The organism is Streptomyces sp. NPDC024555 (assembly GCF_055559335.1).
Genome location: NZ_JBVHKV010000001.1, coordinates 56,056 through 71,496, shown reverse-complemented (window position 1 = coordinate 71,496; position 15,441 = coordinate 56,056). Strand labels below are relative to the sequence as shown.

The window sequence follows — 15,441 nt, the reverse complement described above, 5'->3', positions numbered from 1 at the left end:
TGTGTCGGGGAGGGGAAGTGCGGGGGCGCGGCGGTCAGAGCGTGCCGAGCTTGAGGATCGAGACCAGCGCCAGGAGCTGGATCGCCGAGGCCGCCAGGGCCTTGGGCCAGGGCAGGTCGTGCGATTTGCTCACCATCGAGGTGAGCAGGGCCGCGGCGGCCAGCCAGGTGATCCAGCCGAGCAGCTGGACCAGGGAGTTCTCGCCGCCCAGGAACATCGCGAAGACCAGGCGCGGCACGTCCGTGATCGACATGATGAGCATGGACAGGCCCACCGTCGGCTGCCAGGCGCCGTCGCCGCCGAGCTGGCGGGCGAGCGTGTGCGTGACCGCGCCGAGGATCAGACCGCCGATCACGAAGGCGGCGCCGGTGATCAGGACGTACGGGACGGCGGTGTTGAGCGGGGCGTGGATCGTGTCGTCGCGGGCCTCGTCGAAGCCGAACAGCGCCAGCAGGCCGTAGAGGAACGTGACGATCAGCGCCGGGCCCCAGACCGCGTAGTCGCGCATCTGCCAGAACGTGGGGTTGGGGCGCGTCACGATGCCCGTCAGCAGCTGCTTCCAGTGCAGTCGCGGGCCGGCCGGCTGGGCCGGGGCCTGGCCGGCGCGGTAGGTCTGTCCGTCGCCGTAGGGGTCCTCGTTGACGCTGAAGGCCTGCGTGTGGCCCGGGTTGTTGGCGTACGGGTCGCCCTGCTGCGGGTAGGGGGCGTGGCCGTGCTGCTGGGGGTACGGGTCGCCGAAGTACTCCGGCTCGCCGGCACCGCCCTGGTAGCCGTTGTCGTACCCGCCCTGGTGGCCGCCGTGCGGCGGGGCCCCGTGGCCTCCCGCCTGCGGCCATGGCTGCTGACCGTACGGCGCCGGTCCCTGACCGCCGTACGGCTGCTGCCGCGGTTGCTGATGCCCTTGCTGCGGGGTGCGGTTGTCCCGGCCGCGTCCGATCCTGAATCCAGCCACGTCATCGAACGTACCTGGTCCGCACGGGCCGGGTGGATGGGGCGGGGGAACTGGCCCGCCTTTGACGCCCACCTGTGACATCCCCTAAGGGAACCCCGGGGGGTTGTCCCCCCCGGTACGGCGCGGGGCCGGCGCGGTGGTCAGCCCGCCGTGAACAGCGCGGTGGTGAACGTGATCAGGGGGCGGTTCGGTGTCGACGCCGGGTACAGCGCGATCAGGTCCGCCGTCTCGCCCCGGTGGGTGCGGACCACGAGGTCCGGCTTCCGGTCGCCGTCGAAGTCGCCGTACCGCTCCAGCAGAGTCGTTTCCGCGCGGGCCGGTGACGTGCCGGCCCCAGCTCGCAGCGGCGCCGTGGGGAGCGGCGCGGGCGGCGCCGGGAAGCGGTACGTACCGCCGGGGCGGGTCGGGCCGTCCGGGGTGCCGCGCAGCCGCGCCGCCCGGCCCGCGGTGTGGGGGGTGTGGGGGCGGGCGGCGTACACCAGGTCGTCGTACCCGTCCCCGTCGAGGTCCGCCCGGGGCTCCGGTGCGAACAGATAGGCGCCCGCCCCCGGAACGGTGCCGCCGGCCGCGTGCGGGCGGCCGTCGCGGGTGAACGGCCCGCGCAGGAAGCTGAACCGCCCCTCGCTCGCCGTCACGGCCAGGTCCGGCTTCCGGTCGCCGTCGAAGTCGCCGCAGACCGGGTGGTCCGGCCACTCGTTGCCGAAGCGCGCCCGGTCCGGGATGCGCAGCGTCACCGCCCGGCCCGTGAGGCCCCCGGGCGAGCCGAAGAGGACCTGGAGCGGGACCGGCGGCCTGCCGATGCCGTCGTACGGGGGGTCGGTGCCCACGACGAGGTCCGTGAAGCCGTCCCCGTCCAGGTCGCAGGCGGTCTCCGCGTCGAACGCCGAGGGGAGGGTGTCGCCGATCTTGGCCGCGTGGGTGCGGGCGGCGAGCAGCTGGCGCGTCGACGGGTCGAGGCCGCCGTCCTCGGAGCCGTAGACGACACCGATCCCGGCGTCGTCGCCGTGGCTGTCCGACGCGGGCTTCACCAGGTCGTTCAGGACGAGATCGCGATGGCCGTCGCCGTTGAAGTCGTACGGGACGCGGCTGCCGGTGCCGTGCGGTACGGGGTGGCGGGCCGCGCCCGCCAGGCCGGAGAGCGCGGTGGGCGGGGTGTCGCCGTTCTTGTCCGGGGCGTCGGACGAGCCCCCGCAGGCGGTGAGCAGAAGCAGGAGTCCGAGCCCGAGAACGCCGGCGGCCTTCCCCCGGACCGGGCCGGCCGCGCGTGCCCGGTCGGCTGTGTGCGCCCGTTTCGTGGGCCGGTCGGCCGGGGGTGCCTGGGCCGCCCTTTGCGCCCGGTCCGCCGGCGTCGCGGCTTCCGCCCGGCCGTCCCGTATCGGCTCCGCCGTGCGTCCCCGGTCCGTGGGCCGGTCGGCCGCGCGTGCCCGGTGGTTCTGCGCGAGCCCCGCCGGGCGTACGAGCCCCGCGGCTTCCGCCCGGCCGTTCGGTATCGGTTCCGCCGCGCGTGCCCGGTTCGCCCCGGTGCCGGGCGGGCCCGGGGCCGGGGCCGCTTCTGTGTTGCGTATCGGCACGGGGTTCCTCCGCTGCGTATCCCCGGAGGAATACCTCGTACGTCTCGTGGGCCGCGGGCGTCCCGGCCGCCCCACATGATGCGTCACGGCGGCGGGAAAGCAGAAGCGGCCGGTCCTGCCCCCGAGGCAGGTCCGGCCGCTTCCGCGCACCGCGGTGGCGCGCTGTCCGGCTACTTCGCCGGTTCCGGCTCCGGCGCGTCGGCCGTCTCCGGCTCGCCCGTCGGATCGGCCGGGGTCTTCACGGACTCCAGCAGCAGCTGGGAGACGTCGACGACCTGGATCGACTCCTTCGCCTTGCCGTCGTTCTTCTTGCCGTTGACCGAGTCGGTCAGCATGACCAGGCAGAACGGGCAGGCGGTGGAGACGATGTCCGGGTTGAGGGAGAGGGCCTCGTCGACACGCTCGTTGTTGATGCGCTTGCCGATCCGCTCCTCCATCCACATCCGGGCACCACCGGCGCCGCAGCAGAAGCCGCGCTCCTTGTGGCGGTGCATCTCCTCGTTCCGCAGGCCCGGGACCTTGGCGATGATCTCGCGCGGGGGCGTGTAGATCTTGTTGTGACGGCCCAGGTAGCAGGGGTCGTGGTACGTGATCAGGCCCTCGACCGGGGTCACCGGGATCAGCTTGCCCTCGTCGATGAGGTGCTGGAGCAGCTGCGTGTGGTGGATGACCTCGAACTCGCCGCCGAGCTGCGGGTACTCGTTGGCGATGGTGTTGAAGCAGTGCGGGCAGGTCGCGACGATCTTCTTCGCGGACTTGGCCTTCTTGGTCGAGTCGTCCTCGTCGTCCTCGCCGAACGCCATGTTCAGCATCGCGACGTTCTCCTGGCCGAGCTGCTGGAACAGCGGCTCGTTGCCGAGGCGGCGGGCGGAGTCACCGGTGCACTTCTCGTCGCCGCCCATGATCGCGAACTTGACGCCCGCGATGTGCAGCAGCTCCGCGAAGGCCTTGGTGGTCTTCTTGGCGCGGTCCTCCAGGGCGCCGGCGCAGCCGACCCAGTAGAGGTAGTCGACCTCGGTGAGGTCCTCGACGTCCTTGCCGACGATCGGGACCTCGAAGTCGACCTCCTTGGTCCACTCGACGCGCTGCTTCTTGGCGAGACCCCAGGGGTTGCCCTTCTTCTCCAGGTTCTTGAGCATCGTGCCCGCCTCGGACGGGAACGCGGACTCGATCATCACCTGGTAGCGGCGCATGTCGACGATGTGGTCGATGTGCTCGATGTCGACCGGGCACTGCTCCACGCACGCACCGCAGGTGGTGCAGGACCAGAGGACGTCCGGGTCGATGACGCCGTTCTCCTCGGCCGTGCCGATCAGCGGGCGCTCGGCCTCGGCGAGGGCGGCGGCGGGGACGTCCTTGAGCTGCTCCTCGGTCGCCTTCTCCTCGCCCTCCATGTCCTTGCCGCCGCCGGCCAGGAGGTACGGGGCCTTGGCGTGCGCGTGGTCGCGCAGCGACATGATCAGGAGCTTCGGGGAGAGCGGCTTGCCGGTGTTCCAGGCGGGGCACTGCGACTGGCAGCGGCCGCACTCGGTGCAGGTGGAGAAGTCGAGGATGCCCTTCCAGGAGAACTGCTCGACCTGGGAGACGCCGAAGACGGCGTCCTCGGCCGGGTCCTCCCAGTCGATCTCCTCGCCGCCGGTCGTCATCGGCTGCAGGGCGCCCAGCGCGACCGCGCCGTCGGCGTTCCGCTTGAACCAGATGTTCGGGAAGCCGAGGAAGCGGTGCCAGGCGACACCCATGTTGGTGTTGAGGGAGACCGTGATCATCCAGATCAGCGAGGTGCCGATCTTGATCATGGCGACGAAGTAGATGAGGTTCTGCAGGGTGCCGAGGGCCAGTCCCTTGAAGGCCAGGACCAGCGGATACGAGACGAAGTACGCGGCCTCGTAGCCGTCGACGTGGTGGATCGCGCCCTCAAGACCGCGCAGGGTGAGGATCGCCAGGCCGATGATGAGGATGACGTACTCGACGAAGTACGCCTGCCAGGCCTTCGAGCCCGCGAACCGGGACTTGCGGCCGGCCCGGGACGGGAGGTTCAGCAGCCGGATGGCGATCAGCACGAGGATGCCGACCGTCGTCATCAGGCCGATGAACTCGATGTACAGCTCGAACGGCAGCCACTCGCCGATGATGGGGAGCACCCAGTCGGCCTTGAAGAGCTGGCCGTAGGCCTGGAGCAGCGTCGGCGGCAGGGTCAGGAAGCCGATCGCGACGAACCAGTGCGCGAAGCCCACGATGCCCCACCGGTTCATCCGGGTGTGGCCGAGGAACTCCCTGACCAGGGTGATCGTGCGCTGCTTGGGATCGTCGGTGCGACTGCCCGCCGGTACCGGCTGTCCGAGGCGGACGAACCGGTAGATCTGCGCGACGGCTCGGGCGAGGAGCGCGACGCCGACGACGGTCAGCACCAGCGACACGATGATCGCGGCGAGTTGCATGGTGGGGGCTCCTCGGGCCTGCTCGGGTGGGATTCAGCGATGATCGCTGATTACTAAGCAGTAACTTAATCAGTCTGTGCTGACACTATCCACTTATTCCGCCGTCCTGTAGCCGGGCAGGCGGTGATCTGTGTCGCTCAGGCGTGCCTTGCCGTGCCGCAGCCGGGCGGCCGTCTCGCGCAGGGGTCCTCCCGCGGCCCGGACCAGGATCGCCAGATCCAGCCGGAGCCGGTGGTGTTCGGCGTAGTGCTGGTCGAGGAGGTCCGCCGCGTCCCACGGCATGGCCGAACGGTGGCGGACCTGGGCCAGACCGGTCAGGCCGGGCCGCAGTTCCAGCCGCCAGTCTCGCGCATCCGTCCGCCGCCCTCGTACCTCGGCCGGCGTGAGCGGTGCCGGGCCGACCAGGGACAGTTCGCCCCGTACGACATGGGGCAGCCGGGACAGGACGTGCAGCCGCAGCCGCCGGGTGCGCAGCGAGCGCAGTGTGAAGGGGCGGCCCCCGGCGCCGATCCGGGGCGCGTGCGTCCAGACGGAGCCGGGGCCGCCGCGTACGGCGAGGGCCAGGGCGGCCGCGGCGATCAGCGGGGCGGCCAGCAGCAGGAGGGCCGTGCCGAGGGTCAGGTCCAGGGCGCGTTTCGCGGAGGGGAGGCGCGGTGTGCGCCCCCGCGTGGACCTCGGTGTACGCGTCTGCATCGTTCGCACCTGCCTGGGTCGGACCGCCCGGTGTCGGCGGATCGGGTGCCGGTTTTGCACGGCTCTCGGCATTTTGTGACAGAACGATCCCACGAGGCGATGATGGGGAGGGGCGTGTGGCCCCCGGGGGTGCGGGGGTGTCGCGCACCGGAGGGGCGAGTCGGGCGCGTACGGCCCGTATGCGAAGGGTGTCCGTTCCGCTTCGGAGCGACGTTTCCCCTGGTCGCGTTGGGTGCGTGCATGTTAGTTGAGTCGACTCGACTCAGGTCTGTTGACTCTGGGGCGGGTGTCATGCATCCTTGAGCCAGATCCACTCAAGTAGTCAGTTGGAGGAATTGAAATGGCACGTGCGGTCGGCATCGACCTGGGCACGACTAACTCCGTCGTCAGCGTTCTCGAAGGCGGCGAGCCCACCGTCATCACCAACGCCGAAGGCGCCAGGACCACGCCGTCCGTCGTCGCCTTCGCGAAGAACGGCGAGGTGCTGGTCGGCGAGGTCGCCAAGCGCCAGGCTGTGACGAACGTCGACAGGACCATCCGCTCCGTCAAGCGCCACATGGGCACGGACTGGAAGATCGACCTCGACGGCAAGAGCTTCAACCCGCAGCAGATGAGCGCCTTCATCCTGCAGAAGCTGAAGCGCGACGCCGAGGCCTACCTGGGCGAGAAGGTCACCGACGCGGTCATCACCGTTCCGGCGTACTTCAACGACTCCGAGCGCCAGGCGACGAAGGAGGCCGGCGAGATCGCGGGCCTGAACGTCCTGCGCATCGTCAACGAGCCGACGGCCGCCGCGCTGGCGTACGGGCTCGACAAGGACGACCAGACGATCCTCGTCTTCGACCTCGGTGGCGGCACCTTCGACGTGTCCCTCCTGGAGATCGGCGACGGCGTCGTCGAGGTGAAGGCCACCAACGGCGACAACCAGCTCGGTGGTGACGACTGGGACCAGCGCGTCGTCGACTACCTGGTGAAGCAGTTCGCCAACGGGCACGGCGTGGACCTGTCCAAGGACAAGATGGCTCTCCAGCGTCTCCGCGAGGCCGCGGAGAAGGCGAAGATCGAGCTGTCCTCCTCGACGGAGACCACGATCAACCTGCCGTACATCACGGCGTCGGCCGAGGGCCCGCTGCACCTGGACGAGAAGCTCACGCGCTCGCAGTTCCAGCAGCTCACCGCCGACCTCCTGGACCGCTGCAAGACGCCGTTCCACAACGTCATCAAGGACGCGGGCATCCAGCTCTCCGAGATCGACCACGTCGTTCTCGTCGGTGGCTCCACCCGCATGCCGGCCGTCGCCGAGCTCGTCAAGGAGCTGACCGGCGGCCAGGAGGCCAACAAGAGCGTGAACCCGGACGAGGTCGTCGCCATCGGCGCCTCGCTCCAGGCCGGTGTCCTCAAGGGCGAGGTCAAGGACGTCCTGCTCCTCGACGTCACCCCGCTGTCCCTCGGCATCGAGACCAAGGGAGGGATCATGACCAAGCTCATCGAGCGCAACACCACGATCCCGACCAAGCGCTCCGAGATCTTCACGACGGCCGAGGACAACCAGCCGTCCGTGCAGATCCAGGTCTACCAGGGCGAGCGCGAGATCGCGGCGTACAACAAGAAGCTCGGGATGTTCGAGCTGACCGGCCTTCCGCCGGCCCCGCGCGGTGTCCCGCAGATCGAGGTCGCCTTCGACATCGACGCCAACGGCATCATGCACGTCGCCGCGAAGGACCTCGGCACCGGCAAGGAGCAGAAGATGACCGTCACCGGCGGCTCCTCGCTGCCGAAGGACGAGGTCAACCGGATGCGTGAGGAGGCCGAGAAGTATGCGGAGGAGGACCACGCCCGCCGCGAGGCCGCCGAGTCGCGCAACCAGGGCGAGCAGCTCGTCTACCAGACGGAGAAGTTCCTCAAGGACAACGAGGACAAGGTCCCCGGTGACGTGAAGACGGAGGTGGAGACCGCGCTCACCGAGCTGAAGGAGAAGCTCAAGGGCGAGGACACCGCCGAGATCCGCACGGCCACCGAGAAGGTCGCGGCCGTCTCCCAGAAGCTGGGCCAGGCCATGTACGCCAACGCCCAGGCCGAGGGCGGCCCGCAGGGCGACCCGCAGCCGGGTGCCCAGGCCGACGGCCAGGACGACGTCGTCGACGCCGAGATCGTCGACGACGAGAAGGACACCAAGGGCGGTGCGGCGTGACCGAGGAGACTCCGGGCTTCGAGGAGGAGCCCGACGTCCCCTCCGGCGCCACCCCCGACGACGCCGAGCCGAAGGCCGCCGACTCCTCCTCGGAGAAGGCGGCCCCGGCCGGGGACGCTGACCGCACCACCGGTCTGACGGCCCAGCTGGACCAGGCACGCAGTGCGCTCAGCGAGCGCACCGGCGACCTCCAGCGCCTCCAGGCCGAGTACCAGAACTACCGCCGCCGGGTCGAGCGGGACCGGGTCACGGTCAAGGAGATCGCCGTCGCGGCGCTCCTGTCCGAGCTCCTGCCCGTGCTCGACGACGTCGGCCGGGCCCGTGACCACGGCGAGCTGGTGGGCGGGTTCAAGTCGGTGGCCGAATCCCTGGAGACGGTCGTCGCCAAGCTGGGACTCCAGCAGTTCGGCAAGGAGGGCGAGCCCTTCGACCCGACGATCCACGAGGCCCTGATGCACAGCTACGCGCCGGACGTCACCGAGACGACCTGCGTGGCGATCCTGCAGCCGGGGTACCGGATCGGCGAACGGACCATCCGCCCCGCGCGGGTGGCCGTGGCCGAGCCGCAGCCGGGGGCGACCCCGGCCGCCAAGGAAGAGAAGACCGACGACGAGGAGAGCGGTGGCGGCGAGGAGGTCTGACATCCTGTCCGACCACCAGGCCGCACACCGCCCGGTCACGGGGCCTCTCGCCCGGACGCTGCCGCACCGCGGCGGGGTCCGTACGGGAGGCCCCCGGCCGATCGTCCGGAAGGAGGGACGTCGATGAGTACGAAGGACTTCGTCGAGAAGGACTACTACAAGGTTCTCGGCGTCCCGAAGGACGCCACCGACGCCGAGATCAAGAAGGCGTACCGGAAGCTCGCCCGCGAGTTCCACCCGGACGCCAACAAGGGCGACGACAAGGCGGAGGAGCGCTTCAAGGAGATCTCCGAGGCGAACGACGTCCTCGGCGACACCAAGAAGCGCAAGGAGTACGACGAGGCGCGCGCCCTCTTCGGCAACGGCGGTTTCCGCGCCGGACCCGGCGGCGCGCAGGGCAACTTCAACTTCGACCTGGGCGACCTCTTCGGGGGCGCGCAGGGCGGCCAGGGCGGCGCCGGCGGATTCGGCGGCGGCGGTCTGGGCGACGTCTTCGGCGGGCTGTTCAACCGGGGCGGCACAGGTGCCGGCCCCCGGGTGCAGCCGCGCCGCGGCCAGGACATCGAGTCCGAGGTGACGCTCAGCTTCACCGAGGCGGTCGACGGGGCCACGGTCCCGCTGCGGATGTCCAGCCAGGCGCCCTGCAAGGCCTGCTCCGGCACCGGCGACAAGAACGGCACCCCGAGGGTCTGCCCGACCTGTGTCGGCACCGGCCAGGTCTCGCGCGGCAGCGGCGGCGGCTTCTCGCTCACCGATCCCTGTGTGGACTGCAAGGGCCGGGGCCTCATCGCCCAGGACCCCTGCGAGGTCTGCAAGGGCAGCGGCCGGGCCAAGTCGTCCCGCACCATGCAGGTGCGCATCCCCGCGGGCGTCCTCGACGGCCAGCGGATCCGGCTGCGCGGCAAGGGCGCGCCCGGCGAGCGCGGCGGACCGGCCGGCGACCTCTACGTCGTCGTCCACGTCGACGCCCACCCGGTCTTCGGCCGCAAGGGCGACAACCTCACGGTCACCGTGCCGGTCTCCTTCACGGAGGCGGCGCTCGGCGGCGAGGTGAAGGTGCCGACGCTCGGCGGGCCGCCGGTCACCCTGAAGCTTCCGGCCGGTACGCCGGGCGGACGCACCATGCGCGCCCGGGGCAAGGGCGCCGTGCGCAAGGACGGCACCCGGGGCGACCTGCTGGTCACCGTCGAGGTGGCGGTCCCCAGGGACCTGGGCGACGAGGCCCGGGACGCCCTGGAGGCCTACCGGAAGGCGACCGCGGACGAGGACCCGCGGGCGGAGCTGTTCCAGGCAGCGAAGGGAGCTTGAGGTGGACGGCCGACGACGCAATCCGTACGAACTCACCGACGATTCCCCGGTGTACGTGATCTCGATCGCGGCCCAGCTCTCGGGCCTGCATCCGCAGACGCTGCGCCAGTACGACCGGCTCGGTCTGGTCTCGCCCGACCGCACGGCCGGGCGCGGCCGGCGCTATTCGGCCCGCGACATCGAGCTGCTGCGCACCGTGCAGCAGCTGTCGCAGGACGAGGGGATCAACCTCGCCGGGATCAAGCGCATCATCGAGCTGGAGAACCAGGTCGCCGCGCTCCAGCAGCGCGTCGCCGAGCTCTCGGCGGCGGTGGACGGCGCGGCGGCGGCGATGCAGCAGCGCGAGGCCCAGGTCCACGCCTCCTACCGGCGCGATCTCGTGCCGTACCAGGACGTGCAGCAGACCAGCGCGCTGGTCGTCTGGCGCCCCAAGCGGCCGAAGGACTGACCCGGAGGGGTTCCCGGCACCGTCCGGGGCCCGTACGGCCCGTACGGCCCGCACAGCCCGCAGGAGAGGCCCGTCATCCCGTTCGCCGGGGTGGCGGGTTTCTCGTGTGCCGGGGGAGGGGCGCGGTCAGGCCTCCTGGTCGAGGATGCCCGACCGGGCGATCAGATAGCCGAGCTGGGCGCGGCTGTTGCTGCCGAGGGCGGCGTTGAGCTTGGCCACGTGGGCGCGGCAGGTGCGGACGTTCATGCCGAGCCGGCGGGCGATGGAGTCGTCGACGTGGCCCTCGACGAGCAGTTGGGCTATGGACCGCTGGACGCCGCTGATCCCGCGGGGCACGGAGTCGTACTTGACCTCCTCGCGGAGGGGGGCGGCGCGGGCCCACAGCTGCTCGAACACCTTGACCAGGTACTCGACGAGGCCGGGGTGGCGCAGTTCCAGGGCGTTCTGGCGGTCGTCCGTCGCCGGGATGAACGCGACCGTGCGGTCGAAGATGATGAGCCGTTCGATGAGCTCCTCGAGGGTGCGGATCTCGACGCTCTCGTCGGCGATGCGCTCGGCGTACGCCAGTATTCCGGGGCTGTGGCGGACCGTGTGCTGGTACAGGGTGCGAATGCTGACACCGCGGTCCACGACGGACAGTCCGCGCTCCAGCGCCTCGCTGAGCCGGTCCTCGCTCCGGCCGCCGCCGGGCTGGACGGTGAGGACCTCGGTCCGGCACTCTGCAGTGGCCAGGTCGAGTGCCGCGTTGATCCGGTTGAAGCCCTCCAGCACGGTGATGGCGTGGGTGGTGGGGGCGTCCTGCGCGCTGATGTCCATGAAGGGTTCGAAGGATTCGGCCAACTGGATCGAGTGGCGGCGCCGTTCCTGGATCTCGCGCTCGATGGGGTTGAGATGCTTGGCCAGGGCGGCCGACGGAGGGACGGGTCTGAGCCAGGCGGCGTCGTCGGGGTCGGGGTGCAGCAGCGCGAAGTCCATGAGGCAGGGGGCGGGTTCGGCCTCGCTCCGTGCGATGCGGCCCGAACGCAGCGCACTTGCGTAGAGACGTCTTCCTTCGTCGCACAGCTCAGTGATGCCATGAGGATGTGTCGGCTTTATATCACTTCTGACCATTTCTCCACCCCCCAGGTTCCTGAACATGCAGGAACATGATGCATCGACTTGGTGGTGTTCGTGTGCCCAGGTGAGACATCGTCTTTGGTGCGGGGGAGAAGAATCCACAAGTGAGGACGAAGCCGACTATGTATAAGCGAATGCTTCGCTCGGCGCTTGCCGCCTCGTTCGTTGCGGCTCTGAGCCTCGGGGCCCTGAGCGCCGGCGACATTGCCTGGAGGAGCGGGTCCGGGGCGACGGCGGGCGACATCGCCTGGTCGACCCGGGCGGGTGCGGCCGGCGACATCGCCTGGTTCGGCGGAAACGCCGCACCGTCCGACATCGCGTGGCGTGTCCAGGCCGCGGCCCCCGGCGACATCGCCTGGGTTCAGCCGACCCGTGCGGGCGCCTGACATGACCACCCCGCCGGACGACCGGACCTTCCGGCGCGAGATGGCAACGGCCTACCGCTCAGGGTGGCACTTCATCGACCTCGTCACGGCCCTCCCCCACCGTGGTGATTCGTTGATGGTCACTCTGTTCGGCGACCCGGTCGTCGTCGCCCGCGAGGACGACGGAGAGGTGCGCGCCTACCGCTGCCTCCGCAAGCCGCGCGGCGCGCCGCAGCCGGTGCGCTGTGCCATCCGGTACGACATGATCTTTGTGAACCTCGACCGGCGTGACCACCAGCTGTTCGAACCCGAAACCATTTCCGCCACCCCCCGCAGTGCCTGAGCGATCCCCCGTCGTTCCACGTCGCTCAGTCACTCCCCCACACAACGGCGCCTCCGTGACCTGAACACGGTGGCGCCGTTGTGCTGTCCGGGTACGGGCGGGGCGCGGGTGCGGTCAGGCCCGTCCGAGCGCCCGGTCGAGGGTGATCTCGATGACGACGCGGTCGGGGTTGGGCGACGGGGTGCGGGTGTAGCGCTCGGTGTGCCGGCGCACGGCCTCGGCGACCCGGTCCTCCTCCGTACGGATCCGGGCGACGCCCTCCAGGGTCGCCCAGCGGCGCCCGCTCACCTGGCAGGCCGCGACCCGGGCGCCGTCCGGGCCGGCGGCCAGGATGTGGGCGGCCTTGCGGCTGTTCCTGTTGGTGATGACCCGGGCCAGGCCCGCCTCGGGGTCGTACGTCACGCAGACCGGCACCACGTGCGGGGTGCCGTCGGGGCGGTGCGTGGTGAGGGCCGAATAGTGGGGCTCGCGCCAGAAGGCCAGGTAGTCCGGGCCGGGATCGCGTACGTCGACTGCCATGGGGCCAGCGTATGCAGGGGCCGGGAGCGCTGCGGTGGCGGGCCGACCGGGGCGCCGGTTCACTCGGAGCGGACGGGTGCGCGCGGAGTCCGCGAAACTGCCTTGAGTGGAATAGACTCAACTTTGTGCACGTTGACTGTGTCAGTCATCAGTATTGAGCCGGAAACCGCCGCCGCAGGAAGGAGACAGCGCACGTGGACGCCGAGCTGACCAACAGGAGCCGGGACGCGATCAACGCGGCCACCAGCAGGGCCGTGAAGGACGGGCACCCCGATCTGACCCCCGGGCATCTGCTGCTGGCGCTGCTCTCGGGCGAGGACAACGAGAACCTGGTCGATCTGCTGGCCGCCGTGGACGCGGACCAGATCGCCGTGCGCACCGAGACCGAGCGGCTGCTGGGCGCCCAGCCCAGCGTGACCGGCTCGACCGTCGCACCCCCGCAGCCCAACCGCGAGCTGCTGGCCGTCATCTCCGACGCCGCCGAGCGGGCCAAGGAGCTGGGCGACGACTACATCTCCACCGAGCATCTGCTGATCGGCGTCGCCGCGAAGGGCGGCCGGGCCGGTGAGATCCTCGACGGGCAGGGCGCCAGTGCGAAGAAGCTGCTGGACGCGTTCGAGAAGAGCAGGGGAGGGCGCCGGGTGACCACACCGGACCCGGAGGGCCAGTACAAGGCCCTGGAGAAATTCGGTACGGACTTCACGGCCGCGGCGCGCGAGGGCAGGCTCGACCCGGTCATCGGGCGCGACCAGGAGATCCGCCGCGTCGTCCAGGTGCTCTCGCGCCGGACCAAGAACAACCCGGTGCTCATCGGTGAGCCCGGCGTCGGCAAGACCGCCGTCGTCGAGGGACTGGCCCAGCGCATCGTCAAGGGGGACGTCCCGGAGTCCCTGAAGAACAAGCGGCTCGTCTCGCTGGACCTCGGCGCGATGGTCGCGGGCGCGAAGTACCGCGGCGAGTTCGAGGAGCGCCTGAAGACCGTCCTCTCCGAGATCAAGGAGAGCGACGGCCAGATCATCACCTTCATCGACGAACTGCACACCGTCGTCGGCGCGGGCGCCGGCGGCGACTCGGCGATGGACGCGGGCAACATGCTCAAGCCGATGCTGGCCCGCGGCGAGCTGCGGATGGTCGGCGCCACCACGCTCGACGAGTACCGCGAGCGCATCGAGAAGGACCCGGCCCTGGAGCGCCGCTTCCAGCAGGTGCTGGTGGCCGAGCCGACCGTCGAGGACACCATCGCGATCCTGCGCGGGCTCAAGGGCCGCTACGAGGCCCACCACAAGGTGCAGATCGCGGACGCCTCGCTGGTCGCCGCCGCGACGCTCTCCGACCGCTACATCACCTCCCGCTTCCTCCCCGACAAGGCCATCGACCTCGTCGACGAGGCCGCCTCCCGGCTGCGCATGGAGATCGACTCCTCGCCCGTCGAGATCGACGAACTCCAGCGCTCGGTGGACCGGTTGCTCATGGAGGAGCTGGCCCTCAAGAACGAGACGGACCCCGCCTCCAAGCAGCGGCTGGAGAAGCTGCGCCGCGACCTCGCCGACAAGCAGGAGGAGCTGCGCGGCCTCAACGCCCGCTGGGAGAAGGAGAAGCAGGGCCTCAACCGGGTCGGTGAGCTGAAGGAACGCCTCGACGACCTGCGCGGCCAGGCCGAACGCGCCCAGCGCGACGGCGACTTCGACACCGCGTCCAAGCTGCTGTACGGGGAGATCCCCGGGCTGGAGCGCGAGTTGGCCGAGGCCGACGAGGCCGAGCAGGAGGCCGCCCGCGAGCCCAAGGAGACCCTGGTCAAGGAGGAGGTCGGCCCCGACGACATCGCCGATGTCGTGGGCGCCTGGACCGGCATCCCGGCCGGCCGGCTCCTGGAGGGCGAGACGCAGAAGCTGCTGCGCATGGAGGCGGAGCTGGGCAAGCGGCTCATCGGGCAGACCGAGGCCGTGCAGGCCGTCTCGGACGCGGTGCGCCGCACCCGGGCCGGGATCGCCGACCCCGACCGGCCCACCGGCTCGTTCCTCTTCCTCGGCCCGACCGGCGTCGGCAAGACCGAACTGGCCAAGGCTCTGGCCGACTTCCTCTTCGACGACGAGCGGGCCATGGTCCGCATCGACATGAGCGAGTACAGCGAGAAGCACAGCGTCGCCCGCCTGGTCGGCGCCCCGCCCGGATACGTCGGCTACGAGGAGGGCGGCCAGCTCACCGAGGCCGTCCGCCGCCGTCCGTACACCGTCGTGCTGCTGGACGAGGTCGAGAAGGCCCACCCCGAGGTCTTCGACATCCTGCTCCAGGTCCTCGACGACGGCCGGCTCACCGACGGACAGGGCCGGACGGTGGACTTCCGCAACACCATCCTGATCCTGACGTCCAACCTCGGCAGCCAGTACCTGACCGATCCGCTGAGCAAGCCCGAGGAGAAGAAGAGCCAGGTCCTGGACGTGGTCCGGGCCGCGTTCAAGCCGGAGTTCCTGAACCGGCTGGACGATCTGGTGGTCTTCTCCGCGCTGTCCGGCGACGAACTCGCGCATATCGCGGGGCTCCAGATCGACCGGCTCGCCAAGCGGCTGGCCGACCGGCGGCTCACGCTGGACGTCACCCCCGAGGCCCTGGCGTGGCTGGCCGAGGAGGGCAACGACCCGGCCTACGGCGCCCGGCCGCTGCGCCGCCTCATCCAGACGGCGATCGGCGACCGGCTCGCGAAGGAGATCCTCGCGGGCGAGGTCGCGGACGGCGACACGGTGCGCGTCGACCGGGCCGGTGACGGACTGCTGGTCGGCCGGGCGGTCTGAGCCGCCGCCGCGACGGGGGCGCCGGGAATACGGTGATTCCCGAGGAATGGACGGGACGTCCTCCGTC

12 protein-coding genes are annotated in these 15,441 nt (G+C 70.7%); 6 read left to right on the top strand and 6 right to left on the bottom strand.

Going from position 1 to position 15,441, the window contains the following annotated elements:
• Positions 1–34: 34 nt before the first annotated feature.
• From ACZ4FH_RS00310 to ACZ4FH_RS00295, 4 genes are all read right to left on the bottom strand, one after another.
• On the bottom strand, positions 35–952 hold the full coding sequence (locus ACZ4FH_RS00310; protein WP_467301365.1) for a Yip1 family protein: 918 nt from the start codon (positions 950–952) through the stop codon (positions 35–37).
• A 140-nt stretch (positions 953–1,092) separates the two neighbouring features.
• Positions 1,093–2,163 carry an FG-GAP repeat domain-containing protein gene (locus ACZ4FH_RS00305; protein ID WP_467301719.1) on the bottom strand — a complete coding sequence of 357 codons (1,071 nt, stop codon included), beginning with the start codon at positions 2,161–2,163 and terminating at the stop codon, positions 1,093–1,095.
• Between the two features lie 530 nt (positions 2,164–2,693).
• A complete protein-coding gene (locus tag ACZ4FH_RS00300) occupies positions 2,694–4,961 on the bottom strand; it encodes a (Fe-S)-binding protein (RefSeq protein WP_467301364.1) in 2,268 nt (755 codons plus the stop codon).
• Between the two features lie 93 nt (positions 4,962–5,054).
• A complete protein-coding gene (locus ACZ4FH_RS00295) occupies positions 5,055–5,654 on the bottom strand; it encodes a sugar transferase (protein WP_467301363.1) in 600 nt (199 codons plus the stop codon).
• A 340-nt stretch (positions 5,655–5,994) separates the two neighbouring features.
• On the opposite strand from ACZ4FH_RS00295, the gene dnaK reads away from it, so the two are divergent.
• The 4 genes from dnaK to ACZ4FH_RS00275 all read left to right on the top strand — a co-directional run bounded on the left by dnaK (position 5,995) and on the right by ACZ4FH_RS00275 (position 10,242).
• Positions 5,995–7,845, top strand: coding sequence for a molecular chaperone DnaK (gene dnaK / locus ACZ4FH_RS00290; RefSeq protein ID WP_383630766.1), 1,851 nt, complete (start codon positions 5,995–5,997; stop codon positions 7,843–7,845).
• The gene (gene grpE / locus ACZ4FH_RS00285; RefSeq protein WP_383630763.1) at positions 7,842–8,486 is read left to right on the top strand and encodes a nucleotide exchange factor GrpE; all 645 of its coding nucleotides are present in this window, start codon (positions 7,842–7,844) and stop codon (positions 8,484–8,486) included. Before dnaK ends, grpE begins: the two co-directional genes overlap by 4 nt.
• Positions 8,487–8,609: 123 nt before the next feature.
• Positions 8,610–9,794 (top strand): molecular chaperone DnaJ, encoded by a 1,185-nt coding sequence (gene dnaJ / locus ACZ4FH_RS00280; protein WP_467301362.1) that lies wholly within the window; start codon positions 8,610–8,612, stop codon positions 9,792–9,794.
• A gap of 1 nt (position 9,795) precedes the next feature.
• On the top strand, positions 9,796–10,242 hold the full coding sequence (locus ACZ4FH_RS00275; RefSeq protein WP_383630757.1) for a heat shock protein transcriptional repressor HspR: 447 nt from the start codon (positions 9,796–9,798) through the stop codon (positions 10,240–10,242).
• Positions 10,243–10,368: 126 nt separating this feature from the next.
• On the opposite strand, the gene ACZ4FH_RS00270 is transcribed toward ACZ4FH_RS00275, so the two are convergent.
• Positions 10,369–11,379 carry a helix-turn-helix transcriptional regulator gene (locus ACZ4FH_RS00270; RefSeq protein ID WP_383630754.1) on the bottom strand — a complete coding sequence of 337 codons (1,011 nt, stop codon included), beginning with the start codon at positions 11,377–11,379 and terminating at the stop codon, positions 10,369–10,371.
• A gap of 366 nt (positions 11,380–11,745) precedes the next feature.
• Between ACZ4FH_RS00270 and ACZ4FH_RS00265 the strand changes: the two genes are divergently transcribed.
• Complete coding sequence (locus ACZ4FH_RS00265) at positions 11,746–12,066, top strand: (2Fe-2S)-binding protein (RefSeq protein ID WP_383630748.1); 321 nt, start codon at positions 11,746–11,748, stop codon at positions 12,064–12,066.
• A gap of 114 nt (positions 12,067–12,180) precedes the next feature.
• On the opposite strand, the gene ACZ4FH_RS00260 is transcribed toward ACZ4FH_RS00265, so the two are convergent.
• Positions 12,181–12,585, bottom strand: coding sequence for a pyridoxamine 5'-phosphate oxidase family protein (locus tag ACZ4FH_RS00260; RefSeq protein WP_467301361.1), 405 nt, complete (start codon positions 12,583–12,585; stop codon positions 12,181–12,183).
• Between the two features lie 194 nt (positions 12,586–12,779).
• Here ACZ4FH_RS00260 and clpB point away from each other — a divergent pair, with 194 nt between their 5' ends.
• Entirely contained in the window at positions 12,780–15,374 is a 2,595-nt protein-coding gene (gene clpB, locus ACZ4FH_RS00255; RefSeq protein WP_467301360.1) for an ATP-dependent chaperone ClpB, read from the top strand.
• Positions 15,375–15,441 lie beyond the last annotated feature (67 nt).